Origin of the sequence: Algicola sagamiensis DSM 14643 (genome assembly GCF_000374485.1) — a bacterium.
Lineage (GTDB): Bacteria > Pseudomonadota > Gammaproteobacteria > Enterobacterales > Alteromonadaceae > Algicola > Algicola sagamiensis.
The window spans coordinates 71583-85976 of record NZ_KB894500.1; the positions used below are offsets into that span (position 1 = coordinate 71583).

General features: G+C 44.0%; 12 protein-coding genes. 4 read left to right on the forward strand and 8 right to left on the reverse strand.

The annotated features are described in order from the left end of the window. Nucleotides 1–357 precede the first annotated feature (357 nt). The 4 genes from C505_RS0114330 (at nt 358) to C505_RS0114345 (ending at nt 8112) form a co-directional block, all read left to right on the forward strand. Nucleotides 358–3225 carry a TonB-dependent receptor domain-containing protein gene (locus C505_RS0114330; protein WP_018693318.1) on the forward strand — a complete coding sequence of 956 codons (2868 nt, stop codon included), beginning with the start codon at nt 358–360 and terminating at the stop codon, nt 3223–3225. Between the two features lie 145 nt (nt 3226–3370). Continuing rightward, entirely contained in the window at nt 3371–4273 is a 903-nt protein-coding gene (locus C505_RS0114335; RefSeq protein ID WP_018693319.1) for a tetratricopeptide repeat protein, read from the forward strand. Between the two features lie 297 nt (nt 4274–4570). Further along, nucleotides 4571–6421 (forward strand): carotenoid oxygenase family protein, encoded by a 1851-nt coding sequence (locus C505_RS0114340; protein WP_018693320.1) that lies wholly within the window; start codon nt 4571–4573, stop codon nt 6419–6421. Nucleotides 6422–6498: 77 nt separating this feature from the next. Continuing rightward, nucleotides 6499–8112, forward strand: a complete 1614-nt coding sequence (locus tag C505_RS0114345; protein WP_018693321.1) for a D-arabinono-1,4-lactone oxidase — start codon at nt 6499–6501, stop codon at nt 8110–8112. Between the two features lie 102 nt (nt 8113–8214). Here the strand turns inward: C505_RS0114345 and C505_RS0114350 are convergent, their stop codons facing one another. The 8 genes from C505_RS0114350 to hisC are packed head-to-tail and all read right to left on the reverse strand — an operon-like array spanning nt 8215 to nt 14391. Next, a complete protein-coding gene (locus C505_RS0114350) occupies nt 8215–8970 on the reverse strand; it encodes a substrate-binding periplasmic protein (protein WP_211215081.1) in 756 nt (251 codons plus the stop codon). A gap of 3 nt (nt 8971–8973) precedes the next feature. Then, nucleotides 8974–9465: a VOC family protein gene (locus C505_RS0114355; RefSeq protein ID WP_018693323.1), complete on the reverse strand. Its 492-nt coding sequence runs from the start codon at nt 9463–9465 to the stop codon at nt 8974–8976. A gap of 38 nt (nt 9466–9503) precedes the next feature. Then, nucleotides 9504–10127 carry a bifunctional phosphoribosyl-AMP cyclohydrolase/phosphoribosyl-ATP diphosphatase HisIE gene (hisIE, locus tag C505_RS0114360; protein WP_018693324.1) on the reverse strand — a complete coding sequence of 208 codons (624 nt, stop codon included), beginning with the start codon at nt 10125–10127 and terminating at the stop codon, nt 9504–9506. Then, entirely contained in the window at nt 10124–10897 is a 774-nt protein-coding gene (gene hisF / locus C505_RS0114365) for an imidazole glycerol phosphate synthase subunit HisF (RefSeq protein ID WP_018693325.1), read from the reverse strand. Before hisF ends, hisIE begins: the two co-directional genes overlap by 4 nt. After that, nucleotides 10861–11616 (reverse strand): 1-(5-phosphoribosyl)-5-[(5-phosphoribosylamino)methylideneamino]imidazole-4-carboxamide isomerase, encoded by a 756-nt coding sequence (gene hisA / locus C505_RS0114370; RefSeq protein ID WP_018693326.1) that lies wholly within the window; start codon nt 11614–11616, stop codon nt 10861–10863. Before hisA ends, hisF begins: the two co-directional genes overlap by 37 nt. Next, complete coding sequence (gene hisH / locus C505_RS0114375; protein WP_018693327.1) at nt 11613–12212, reverse strand: imidazole glycerol phosphate synthase subunit HisH; 600 nt, start codon at nt 12210–12212, stop codon at nt 11613–11615. The genes hisA and hisH overlap by 4 nt, the downstream gene beginning before the upstream one ends. Next, the gene (hisB, locus tag C505_RS0114380; RefSeq protein ID WP_018693328.1) at nt 12209–13282 is read right to left on the reverse strand and encodes a bifunctional histidinol-phosphatase/imidazoleglycerol-phosphate dehydratase HisB; all 1074 of its coding nucleotides are present in this window, start codon (nt 13280–13282) and stop codon (nt 12209–12211) included. The genes hisH and hisB overlap by 4 nt, the downstream gene beginning before the upstream one ends. Beyond that, nucleotides 13279–14391 carry a histidinol-phosphate transaminase gene (gene hisC / locus C505_RS22465; protein ID WP_018693329.1) on the reverse strand — a complete coding sequence of 371 codons (1113 nt, stop codon included), beginning with the start codon at nt 14389–14391 and terminating at the stop codon, nt 13279–13281. Before hisC ends, hisB begins: the two co-directional genes overlap by 4 nt. Nucleotides 14392–14394 lie beyond the last annotated feature (3 nt).

The window sequence follows — 14394 nt, forward strand, 5'->3', positions numbered from 1 at the left end:
CTTCTGGCTGATTATAAAGCCAGGAGCTTTCTTCCAATAAACACCTTAGTGTCATACACACTTCAATAGCCCATGTTGTTCAGTAAAAATACTCTATGAGCCGTTTATTCCACACATTATTGTTCTTACAACAGAAAATCATGCATTACATCGAGTACTACTTGATTTGTCGGAAGAAAATGATGTAACTTCTCCGAGTACGAAATTTTTCTGAAAATTCAAAATAAAACATGAAATTAGGTAGGATACCTGTAGTAATTTGCAGTGTTTGAAATGATTCATTTCACCCTTCCTCAATCGATATTTCAGACGTACCCACTCATAAAACATATTTTGAAGTTTTAAACGGAGTTATGGATGTTTAAACTAAACCCTATTTCCAATAGCGTAAAATTGCTCGCGCTATCTGTTGCTGCCGTCAGCACACTACCAAATACTGCATTTGCACAAGAATCAGAAGCAGATGCTGACGTTGAGCGTATTCAGGTCACTGGGACACGAATTCTTCGTGAAGGTGTGGTTGCACCTGCACCGATCACCGTTTTAGGTGAAGATACCATTAAGGCTTCCGGTGCCACAAATCTTGGCGAATTACTGAACTCTTTGCCTGCGCTTGGCAATACGTATTCGATGTCTAGTTCAACAAGTTACATCGGAACTGTGGGCGGCAGTTTCCTCGACCTACGCCGCCTTGGAGCAGATAGAACGCTTGTTCTTGTCGATGGTAAACGTCATGTTGCTTCATCTGCTGGCTCTGCAAGGGTTGATATAAATACGATCCCAACCGAATGGATAAAAAGTGTTGAAGTGATCACTGGTGGTGCTTCTGCTGTCTATGGGGCGGATGCTGTCACTGGTGTTGTGAACTTTATATTGAAAGAGACGATCGAAGGTGTTCACTTCACAGCGCAAAAAAGTAAAGCTGACGATAGTGGTTTCTCTGATTATAAGTATGCTTTCTCTGCTGGTGGTGAGTTTGATAACGGTAAAGGAAATGCGGCAATCTCACTTGAAGTTGCAGGCCAAAACTCGATTACACAAGCGGATCGCGGTATTTCACAATATGCAACACTGGATAACCCAGAGAATAACGAGCCTGAGGCGGGTATGCATGATGGCAACCCTGACCGTATCCGTGTTGGAAATGCTGGTCTACACCTCTATTCTCCGAATGGTCGTTTTGTCATTGGAGATACGCCATACATCTTCCTTGAAGACGGTACATTTAGAAAACAAAATTTAGGTACCCTTTCTGATGACTATTATTGTGTCGGTAATTGTGACAGAGAAGATGGATCACAAGAAAGTGAGTATCAGCCAAAGTATAAACGTATTACATTCAACTCTAAATTAAACTACGAATTGCATGAGAATGTTTTACTCTACTTCCAAGGTAAATATTCCAAGACGGATGGCTTTAGAAGAGGCACTTCTAGTTTCACAAGTGCGCAAGAAATTTCGATTGACAATGCATTTATGAATGCTGACCTCGTCGAGCTGATGGCTCAAAATGGTATCGATACGATTACCGTCAAGCGTTCACATACGGATATGGGCCTTCGTAGCGAAGAAAATGTTGCGCAAACAACGCGTTTTGTCTCTGGTCTTAAAGGTGCTCTGTTTGAAGATTGGGACTATGATGTTTCAGCCGTTTGGGGTCAAACAACATCCGCAAGAAAGAACTACAACAATCTGATCAAAGCGCGTTACGCGAATGCAGTCGATGCTGTGATCGATCCTAATACAGGTCGTGCTGTATGTCGTCAATCACTGGATCCAAAACAAGCATCAAATCCAAATGTGAAAAACTGTGTTGCTGCGAATGTCATGGGTAACGGACGTTTAAGCCAGGATTCAAGAGACTGGTTTATGACGACTTCGCTATTTGAGGGTAAAACAACGCAGACCGTTTACTCTGCCTCCGTTGCAAATGGTGCATTGTTTGAATTACCTGCGGGTGATGTTGGCTTTGCGGTTGGTGCTGAGTATCGTAAAGAAACCGCTTCCAGTGGTTATGATGATCGTGTCGCAACAGGCGAAACATTCTTAACTGCGATTGCACCGTTGAGCGGTCAATTTGATGTGACTGAAGCTTTTACAGAGTTTTCCATTCCTGTCCTTGCTGATTTACCGGGTGTTGATTTAATGACACTTGATCTTGCTGCTCGTTACTCGGACTATAGCACGATTGGTAGCGCAACCACTTGGAAAGCAGGTATCGATTGGGCAATCTATGAAGATTTAAGAGCGCGCTACACTCTTGCAAAGGCGGTTCGTGCACCAAATATTGATGAATTATACTCTCCTTTAGGCGGTAACTTTGCATGGGTGAAAGATCCGTGTGATAAGCGTTATATTGCGAATGGGACGAATTTGGATCTTAGAAAAGCGAACTGTCAGGCGCTGGGTGTTCCAGCGGATTATCAGGATTCAAGATCTGGAAACATCCCATACAAATCAGGCGGAAATCCAAATGTTGGTGCGGAAACATCAACGAGTACAACAATTGGATTTGTTTATACACCGAGTTTCCTAGACGGGTTTTCAACAACCGTTGATTACTGGTACTTTGAAATCGATGATGTGATTTCATCGGTCACGGTTGAAAAACTAGCACAATACTGTGTTGATTCCCCAAGCGGTATTCAAAATAAATACTGTAGTCAGATCACACGTGATGCGTCATCGGGTATGATCACAAGTGCAGTTTCAAGAGTACAAAACCTTGCAAAGAAAGAAGCGGAAGGGATAGATTTCGAATTCGCTTACCAATTTGAAGCATTTTCTGGCGAGGTGAATACGCGCTTCTTGGGAACATACTTGATGGAGCGAGCGGATTACCCGTTCCAGGAAGATTTGTCAGAAAAAGATCAGAAAATCTCAGAACTCGGTGACCCAAGATGGCAAGGGTCTTTAAAAACGTCGTACATGGTTGAAGACCTGACAGTAAACTGGAATATCCAGTATGTAGGTGGACAATATACGAATGACAGAGAGGCGCTTTCTGCAAACCCTGATGCTATTTCACCGCATAAAGTTGGCTCTGTGGCCTATCATGATGTTCAAGTGCGTTATCAATTTACAGATGAGTTTGAAACATATGTGGGCATTGATAACTTATTAGATAAGGACGCACCTTGGGGATTGAATGGTGCAGGAGTAGACAACGCGATTTATGACAATATCGGTCGTAAGTTCTACGCAGGTCTTTCTTATAGTTTCTAAAGTGATACAATTTTATTGTTTAAAAGCACTGGCCTCAAAACCAGTGCTTTTTTGTTATTTTAGAGGCGTGTTTCTTCTCTTGTTGATCCAGCTACGCTAAACTACCCCCATAAGCCCCTGCGAATTATAATGAGTGAATTCCTTGATGTATCGACTGATCCTGGCGTTTTGCCTTTTATTTTCTTTACCTGTATTGTCAGCGTCTCAAACTGAGAAAAAAGAAGCAGAAGCAACAGAACAAATGGCAGGTGTTGCTGAAGCTGAGTTGTCCAAGCTGGATAAACCGATGTATCGTCCACTGGTGGAGCGCTATATTCTAGACGAATTAAAAAATGTCCGTGTTGATCAACAGAACCTACGAGCGGAAGTTAGCCAGCGGATTGCAAAGTCAGAGCTCAAAGCATCGGATCGTGCTTTAGAATATACAACCGATACAATGAATATTATTTTCTATATCATTACAGCGGCAGCCTCTATTCTTGTCATCGTCGGTTGGAACTCGATGCGGGATGTCAAAGCACAGATTGAAAATGTGGTTCAAAAGAAAATTATGGGGATCACGGAAGATTATGAAGCGCGCCTAGCAGTGGTAGAAACCCGCCTGAAGGAACGCTCGGAAGAGATTATTGCGAACCAAGAGCAAATCGCGAAAACGAACCAGCTTCATTCACTCTGGATGCGAAGTGGTCTGGAAACCAGTCAGCAATCCAAAATCGATATTTATGATGAAATCCTCGCAATCAAACCAGATGATGTTGAAGCACTGTCGTATAAAGCGGATGCCGTTTTAGAACTGGATGAAGCAGAGTGGGCACTCAACTTGTGTGATAAAGCAATCGCTATTGATGACAAGTATGGATACGCCTATTGGCAACGTGGTTGTGCCCATGCTGTATTAGGGAATGTTGAAAGTGCTGTCGAAGATATCAAACGGGCGATCGAACATTCACCCAACTTTATTAAAGATATCAATTTGGAGCCTGCTTTTGATGACATCCGCGAAAGTCCACTCTTTATGGAGCTTGTTGAGAAAACAGGTAGTGTGTAGCCCTTTTCGATTCATCAATAAATCATGCATATCAGCATTTATTCAATCATTCAGTGAGAGGTTTTAACCTCTCACTTTATTCTGACTTTATTTTCATTCCATTTTCGTATTTATAAATTATTTTGATAAAAATCAACAAGTTGTTATTGACAATAGTCTGATTAATCGAGAAGCTGGTGTTGCGTATCAGACCGAGGTTTTGGTCATAAAGTATTTCTTTTGTAGAATTAATAAACCAAAAACTTAGGTTGCTGTTGGTACATTGCGTCTGACAATAAAAATCATTAGAGACAAACAATGAATCGCAGAGACTTTATGAAAACCGCGGGTGTTGTATCCATGATGCCCAGTATTGCCCTTTCTGAAGAATATTACTCGCCAGCCTATGCTTCTTCATTCCCAATGTCGATTATGCAAGGGAGTAAAGAAGCTTCTAGTGGAGAATTACAAGTCATTGCCGGACAAATTCCTCCTGACCTATACGGACATGTATTCGTTGCAGAAGGGATCCCGCTTGAAGAAAACCATCTCACACCAAATGGTAAAGGTGCGCTGACTCGAGTAGATTTTGGTTCGGATCAGATCACCTTTACACGAAAGATGATCGAAACCCCATCTGCGATCATGCAGGATCACGTGGATGGCTGGTTTGATTCTTTTTACTTACTTGGGGGAACCGTTTACTACAGTCCAAATCTTGGCTTTATGAATTACTGTAATACCGCACCAAATTATATGGGTGATAATCGTTTTGCACTGAGCTATGAAGGCGGGATCCCCTTCGAATTTGATGCAACAACCCTTGAGCTGGTGACACCAATCGGACATATCAATGAATGGGAAACCAGCTTGCCGCCGATTGCAGATTTCTTTACCCCAGATAAATGGCTGTTTCCTCAGGTACGGACGACAGGACATCCATTCTTTGATTTGGAAAAAGGAGAGTGCTTTACCATCAATTATGGTGGTAACGCAGGGACGACAGGGACATCCAGTGGGTTTATTCGTGTGATCCAATGGGACTTAGATGGACCGCTTAAAGCTTGGAATATCAAACACCGTGATGGCAGTAATGCATTTATCGTTGCCACCTCGCATTCCTTGGGGGTAACGCGAAATCACATCTTAATATTCGAAACCGCGGCTCGAGTGGAAAATACACGTGTCATCGGTACACATACAGTGACGCCTCAAGAGCATAAAACAGCCGTTTGGATCATCCGAAAATCAGACTTGGTCGAAGGACATGACGATGTCGTTGCAGATCGAATTGTTTTGGATTTTGATACCTCAGACATCATGTGTAACTACGATGATCATGCGGGTGAAGTCACTTTATTCGGGCAATACCTTGGTGCGATGGATAAGTCAGAACCCCAGTTCAACTTCGAGAAACTCTTTTTTGGTGGTCGTGTCCCTGAGCCTTTATCGGGCTATCCTGTTGCGCCTGTTGATGTCGGAGGGTTGGTACGAGCGCGTATTCAAGTGACAGCGGAAGGGGCACGGGAAATCAAAGACGATTTTCATGTGATCCGAGATGAATCTTTAATGTGGGACATGAATGACCCGGCTTACCGCGGGCACTTTCAATTTCCTGAGAGCTTTGATCATATTTATTGGGCTGCGATTGGTTATCGACCGGAACATTTGGTTCGTCGTGTGGCAAAAGCTTACGAAAATTATCCTAATCGTCTATTTACCAATGATACTTTACCCCAAGAGGCGATCCCCTCGGCACTGATCCATATGGATTGTCGTCAAATGCAGGTCTCGGATGAATATGTGTTCCCCGAAGATTGTGTGATGCGTACGCCGCAATTTATGTCACGTCGTGAGTCTACGGATCAGGACGATGGTTATATCTTTGCGGCTGTGGTTCGTAAAATCCCAAGCCACGCAGATTCGAACGGCAAAGAATATTGGATCTTTGATGCAAAAGATCTTGCGAAAGGACCACTGTGTATTCTCTCAAATCCCAACTTAAACTTTGCTACGACGAATCATGCCCTATGGACGCCATCTATCGGTCCACGCCCAGGTTATGCGTATCGGTCTGATGTCGCTCAGTACTTCCGTGACAAAATGCCATCCCATTCACGAGATGTGAAACAAATTCTTGAAAATCACATCCTCCCTCGGTTTGGTTAAGCCAAAATACTGAGCCTGATCGAAGTTTGCAGTGGCAGGCTCCCATATCATCACGATCTTGATCGGAGAAAAAAAGAATGAAGTTAAAAACAACACTCTGTTCTCTTGCTGCTGGAACCTTGATTATGGCTGGTTCATTCAGCCTGTATTCATTGGATGGTGTACAGGAGACGCTCAAAAACTATCAGAATACTTACGAGTGTCATCCTGCGATTATTTATGATCCTGAGTCCGTTGAAGAAGTACAACAAATTGTTCAGAAAGCTTTGAATGATGGGAGCACCATCATGACAGGGAATCGTCGTTATGCGAGTCAAATTGATGCAGCGTGTACAGACAATGGTGAGGTTCAGATCACTTTAAAAAACATGAACCAACTCCTCCATTTGGATAAAGAAGCGAAGACAGTCACCGTTCAAGCTGGCATGCGCTTTAATGATTTGAACGATATTCTACGAGAAGAAGGGCTGGCCGTGAATATGGTCACTGAGCTGGAGATCTTCACGATTGGTGGGATGCTCGGAAGTGGAACCCATGGTTCTACGCTACATAAAAAAAGCAATATGATCGCAGACTACGTGACCCAAATGAAAATTGTGGATGGCCTTGGCAATCTGCGGGTCATTACAGGTGAGGAACTGAATGCGGCCCGTGTTAACCTGGGTGTACTGGGCGTTGTTGTTGAAGTGACCATTCAGTTAGAAGATGCCTTTAAGGTTCGTGCAAACGTGACAGGGCATCGAAATGACAGCGACTTAGAAGATAAAATTCTGGATATTGCCCGCAATAACTATTCTGCCAACGTTGCATGGTTCCCAGGTCTTGGGAAGTACACGGTGACCACCTATTCTCCGGTGCCGCTCGATACGCCAGGGAATGCCTATAATGCACAGGCAGATGTATCCGATATTCAAGAGTACTTCTTTGGCTTGTTATTTGATGCGCTGCACGAATTCCCAGGAACAGGATTACAATGTTTAGCTGCAAGAATTCGCTATGGGGCGAGGGACTCTTCCTACTATCGCGATCTAGATTCTGGTCGCGTGGTGAATGACCCCGTTGGACACTCTGATCAGATGCAATATTTCGAGTGTAAAGATCCAGAAAAATGTGTGTGGGATAAATTACCCATTGCACTGCAAGAAGTCGCGATGCCACTTGAAGAGCTGCCAAACTGGATCACTGATGTTCGAAAAATTCTCGATGCGCATCCACGGACATGCTTCCCGCTTAATGGCATTTATTTCCGCTTTGGTAAAGCATCTGACAGCTATTTAGGGATGACAGCAGGTCGTGATTCTGCTTTTGCTGGCATTGAGTATACGTTACGAAAAGAAGGAAATGCTGTTCCGAAAAACTACTTTGTCAATTTAGAAATCGAACAGATGTCCCTACGTAAATACAATGCGCGTCCACATTGGGGCAAAAACTCAGTCGCAATCTTTGAAAATATGCCATCACGATTCCCCAAATGGAATGACTTTGTGGCATTTAAACAAGAAATGGATCCGCATAATATCTTTACCAATGCTTTTTGGCGCCGTGCAAGTGGTGAAGAGCCATTGAGTAATTATCTGACGCCAGAATGTAATGTGCGCGGTGAATGCTATTGTGAAACAGATGATCATTGTGAGTCCGGCACAACTTGCCAGGTTGGTGGTTACTTTGATGGGGCGAAAATCTGTAAATAATCAGTCATTTTGTAGTTCCTGGATTTTTAATCATCAGCGATTTAATCATGGTAAGCATCACTAGGTGTTTACCATGATTTTTTGGCTCGTCGAGAAAGTCGTTTATTGAGGTGGGTTGTATTCTCCTTGATTCATTTTGTTGTAAACATCATCGACGATCCCTTCGGCTTTTAATGCTAAAAATGCCTGATTAAACTGTGTCACTAAAAGCGCATTTCCAGCGATGTTTTTATTAAAGAGAATCCTCAACTCTTTTTCCATGGTTGGTTTTGGGTGATAGGTGAATTGTTGTTGCTCCATTTCCGTAAAGTTTTTACGGATGAGTTCCAGGCCAACAGTTTTGCCAACCAAAGCAATATCAATGCGCTTCCTGAGTAGTTTTGTGAGATTTTGAAGCTCAGTGGTTGTTGTATCCGTTTCCAGTTGATATTTTTTTCTTGCAAGCGCAAAGGCTTTCCCGTTATCGTAGCCATTCATGATCCCAATGCGTTGTTGCTTGAGATCTGGGTAATCTTTCCAATCGAATACTTTATCTTTGAGATGGAAAAAAACAACTTGGGTGATGATCACAGGGGTACTGGCGTAAAAGCTTTCTGCTCTTTCTTTGGTGATGGTCCAAGCTAAAGTACCATGAATTTGTGGGCGTTTGGCTGCTTCCAGTGCTCGTGGCCAAGGAAGAAACTCAAACTTAGTTTTATGCCCAAGCCTTAAAAAAGCCTGTGTGACGAGATGAGACGTTGCACCATATTGTTTCAGGTCTTCACCTAAAAAAGGTGCCCACTCGCCATTTGTTAAACGGATCTCGTAGCTAAAGGCAAAGGAGCTAAATAAGGCGCCAAGCACGAATAAGCGCTGCATCATTTACTCATTCTCAGACTTCATCGACTGGATCCACTTCTCCCTCGCTTGCTCAAGTTCGTCATGAGAAATATCGAACTTATGTGTCGCAATCGACCAGCAGTGACCAAAAGGATCTTTGACTTTACCGAATCGATCGCCCCAGAATGCATCTGTCAAAGACAGAAGAACTTCGCAGCCGCCATCAACCGCCTTTTCAAAGAGTGAATCACAATCAGGAACGTACATCCACAACCCCGCAGTTGCAAATTCCTCTGGTCCTTTTTCCCAGCTCCCTGGTTGTGTATCAGCGAGCATCAGACAAGCATTCCCAACCTTGAGCATCATATGGATCACGGTTTTTCCATCTGGGCAAAACACAGGGTGGCCGATAGGCTCAGCGCCAAATATCGTTTGGTAATATTCAATGGCTGTCTGACAATCGCCATTAAAAAACAAGTAGGTAGTAAGCGATGTCATTTTATCCGGGACTGGCCCATGTGCTGGTGTCGTCATAATACCTTTTCCTGATTTTCCGATTCACCTTTTCTCAATTATGACTGATTTGCGCGATTTTTCAGGATTTGCAAGACTTGGTCGAGCGAGAGATCACGGCTTTGCAACACGACCATGAGGTGAAACAGCAGATCGGCAGATTCATTCAACAGGTTTTCATCGGACTCACAGACAGCAGCCAAAGCGACTTCGACGCCTTCTTCTCCAACTTTTTGCGCTACTTTTGCGATACCTGACTCGAATAGAGCAGCCGTATAACTGATCTTGGAGTCGGTATTGCGTCTGGATCGAATGGTCGATTCGAGTTCAGTGAGCACCTGATAAGATGTGCTTTTGTCTTCTTGCCAACAGGTATAGCTGCCAAGGTGACAAGTTGGTCCTGCGGGACGGACACGTGCTAAAACACTATCGTTATCACAGTCTAGGCTTAAATCGACGATTTCTAGCCGATTGCCGGATGACTCACCTTTGGTCCATAAGCGTTGTTTTGTGCGGCTGTAAAATGTTAAGTAGCCTGTTTCGCAAGTCGTTTGGATTGCAGCGAAGTTTGCAAAGCCGCACATGAGGACTTGGGCTGTATCTGCATCCTGTGCAATAACGGGGATGAGACCATCCCCTTTCTCAAAATCTATCTCGGAAAGAATATCTGTTGTGAATGTCATGGCCTCACCTGTATCGACTGTTGACTTAAAAATGATTTGAGTTGTGGAATGGCAATTTGCCCAGAGTGAAATACAGAGGCAGCCAAAGCACCATCAACATCCGTATTTCGGAAAACATCCGCAAAGTCTTGCATCGCGCCTGCACCTCCTGAAGCAATCAGCGGGATCTTACAGGATGTACGAATTGCTGATAATTGTGCAAGATCGTAACCCTTTCTCACCCCATCCTGATTCATACAGTTGAGGACAATTTCACCTGCGCCAAGCGTTTGTACTTCTTGAACCCAATCTTGCGTCAGCCATCTGGTTTTTTGGGTTTTACTTGGATCGCCTGTGTACTGGTAGACTTGATATTGTTGTGTCTCAATATCGAAATAACTATCAATACCAACCACGATACATTGTTGTCCAAAGGTATTAACCAGAGTACGAATAAAGCCAGGGTCTGCTAAAGCAGGTGAGTTGATACTGATTTTATCTGCACCCATCGCAAGGAGTGTGGCTGCATCATCCACGGTTTTGATCCCACCAGCGACACAAAACGGAATATTCAAAACTTTTGCGACTTGTTCAACCCAAGATTTATCGACGACACGGCGGTCACTGGATGCCGTAATATCGTAAAATACCAATTCATCTGCGCCTTCTTCTACATAGCGCTCGGCAAGTTCAAGGATATCGCCAACAATTTTGTGATCGCGAAAGCGGACACCTTTGACAACTTGGCCATCTTTTACATCGAGGCAGGGGATGATGCGTTTTGCCAGCATGTGATTGCCTCCTTGACAGTAAATTGTGATTCAAGTAATGATTTTCCAAGAATAACGGCATCGACGCCTGTTTTTTGCACCTCGGTTATATCTTCGAGTGTCGCGATGCCGCCACTGGCTTGAACTTTTAATCCAGAGTAGGTTTGGCACATCCACCGATACAGATTGTTATTCGCACCTGTCATGGTTCCATCCCGATTGATATCCGTGCATAAGATATGTGTTGCACCAACGCGCGTATAAAAATCGAGGCTATCAGCAAGCGTTTGGTTTGAACGCTCACACCAGCCATCGGTGGGTAAAACGAAAACCTCATCGTCGTCTGCATAGGTATCCAAAGCTAAAACGATACGTTCTGAGCCATATTTCTCTATCCATTTTGCGACGACTCCAGGTGATCGAATGGCAGTACTGCCGATGATGACTCGCCCAACGCCAAGCGCCAGCCAAAAAGCAACATCGTCTTCGGTGCGTACACCACCACCAAGCTGGACTTGCCCATTGCAGTTTTCAACCAATTCACGCACGATATCTTGTTGCTTTTGTGTCGGATCTTTTGCGCCATTCAAATCGACAAGGTGCACCCACTGCGCGCCTTCAGCTACATATTGATTCATTCTTTGTAGCGCATTCGTGGTATAAATTTTCTTCTGGCGATAGTCTCCTTGATAAAGGCGGACGACATCACCGTCTAATAAGTCCAAAGCTGGTAAAATCATGCGGAGATCTCCAAAAAGTTGCGTAGAATTTTTTCGCCAGATAAACCAGATCGTTCTGGGTGAAACTGGACACCCATCATATTTTGCTTTGCAATTGCAGCTGAGAATGCTTGGCCGTACTCACAAGTTGCAATCGTATATTCACTTGGCTTCACGCCATAGCCATGTACAAAGTAGAAGAAGTCTTCTTGCGTGATACCGTGGAATAATGGGTGGTCGCTGATTGTTTGCAGCTGATTCCATCCCATGTGCGGCAGACGTACCCCTTCGTTTGAAAGCGCCTCTGTTTGACCTGGGATCAGCGATAATGTTTTCGTGACAGTCTCAGTTGTTTCTGTGGATGAATCAGTCAACAATTGCATGCCTAGACAAATGCCGAGTACAGGCTGAGAAAGCTCTGGTAGAAGGGTATCTAAGCCCGATTGACGAAGCTGTTCCATTGCGTATTCAGCACTGCCTACACCCGGAAAAATCACGCGCTCTGCACTGAGTATTGTCGCCTTATCTGCGGTCATTTCGACCGTTTGACCCAGACGCTCCAAAGCAAAGCGAACGGAGTTCAAATTACCGCAGCCTGTATTTAAGATAACGGTCATAATACCCCCTTGGAGGAGGGCAGGGCATCATCATTGATTCGAATTGCCTGACGTAAACTTCTTCCAAAGACTTTAAATAAAGCTTCGACTTGGTGATGCGTATTCTCACCTGTGACTTGCAAGTGCAACGTCATACCAAGGGCATCGCACAGTGAGCGGAAGAAGTGCTGGACCATCTGGGTATTCATTTGTCCCACCGTATCTTGGCTAAAGTCTGCATTGAAGACGAGGTAAGGACGACCAGATAAATCAAGACTGCATTGCGCCTCGCATTCATCCATTGGAAGAACAAAACCAAAACGACCAATACCACGTTTATTGCCCAATGCTTGCTTGAGTGCCTGTCCTAAAACAATCGCGGTATCTTCAATGGTATGGTGATCATCGATTTCTGTATCACCTACGATTTGGCAATCCATAAAGAAGCCTCCGTGGGTTGAAATTTGTTCCAACATGTGGCCAAAAAAGCCAAGCTCTGTTTGGATCACTGGTGAGCGTTGTTGATCGAGATCAACCGAAATTGTAATGTCAGTCTCACGCGTTTTGCGCTGGATGGTTGCTTGCCGTTCGCTGCAAAGTAATTGCTCGCAAATTGTATTCCAGTTAAGCGTCTCACGGTCATATTTGAGGCCACGGATCCCCATATTATTTGCAAGTTGAATATCGGTATCTCGATCACCAATGACAAAGGATTTTTCAAAATCGACTTTGCCCTGTTGTAGGTAATCTTTCACCAGTCCTAAGTTAGGTTTGCGGCAAGCACAATCGTCGGCGTCAAAGTGAGGGCAGATCAGCACATCGTCAAATATGACGCCTTGGGATTGGAAAAGCTGCATCATGCGTTCATGGCAGATCTCGAAATCTATCGTTGGAAAACTGTCTGTCCCCAAGCCATCTTGATTACTCACCATGACTAAGCGAAAACCCGCTTGCTGTAATTGCAACAAAGCAGGGATCACATTAGGTTCGAAGAAGAGCTTATCTAGGCGATCAAGCTGGAAGTCGACAGGTGGTTCTTCAACCAATGTACCATCGCGATCGATAAATAAAATAGGTTGACGATTGCTCATACGGTTACTCCTGCATTGCTCACTGTTCTGTTATCATTTTTTGCGAAAAATAAGGACAGGTACTTTTTTAACTGGCTCATTTCTTGAGGGGTACCCATGGTGATCCTGATCTCTGATTGACTCGGTTGAACAGTATCAAATTTACGAACAAGCATGTCTTGTTCGGCCAAAAAGAAGAACAGAGAGTCAGCAACCTCGGTATCAAATTGATAGGCGATGAAATTCGTATCGCTTGTACAAAGCGGTGTCCAACTCAAAGTTTCTTTCAGCCAGCTTTGTAGTGATTGCTTTTGTTGGTTGATCTGTTTGACACTCTCTTTCATCCACGCCAGGTATGGTGTTTGAAGGGCTTGAATGGCGGTATCAATGGCAAAGCAACATAACGGATAAGGTGCAATTTGTTTTTTCATGATTTGAATGATGTCGGTGTTTGCAAGAACAAAGCCACAACGGATCCCTGCAAGACCAAATGCTTTAGAAAGCGTGCGTAAGATCACTAAGTTTGGATACTTTTCCAATAAATTGACCGCTGAAGGTTGAGCAGAAAATTCAATATAAGCTTCATCGACAACAACCAGGCACTTTCCTTGAGCCAATTGAAGAATGGACTCAATCGTTTCAAGTGGAATCCGCGATCCTGTTGGATTATTTGGGCAGCACAAAAAGACGATCTTCGTTGCTGCAATTTGTGCGGAGATATCATCTTTGATGGGTTGAAAGTCCTGATCAAGTGGTACATCGATCACTCCGACGTTTTGGCTGTTTGCACTCACAGCATACATCCCATAAGTGGGGGAGGTGATCAGAATACTATCTTGGCTTGGCTCACAAAAGGAGCGAATCAACAACTCAATCCCTTCATCAGCGCCGCGCGTAACAAGGACATTGTTTGGCGCAACAGTGGCATAATCTGCATATGCCTGGATTAGCACTTCAGGCTGGGGTTGTGGATAACGATTTGCATGAATTTCCAAGCCTTTGATTGCAGGGTTTAGATAAGGGTTTTCATTCGCATTGAGCCAGACGGAACCGGTTAAATCTGTCGAACGCGCAGACTGATAAGGTTTGAGTTTGGCTGTTGTTGCTGTTTGTAATTGTTTGATTGTCATGGG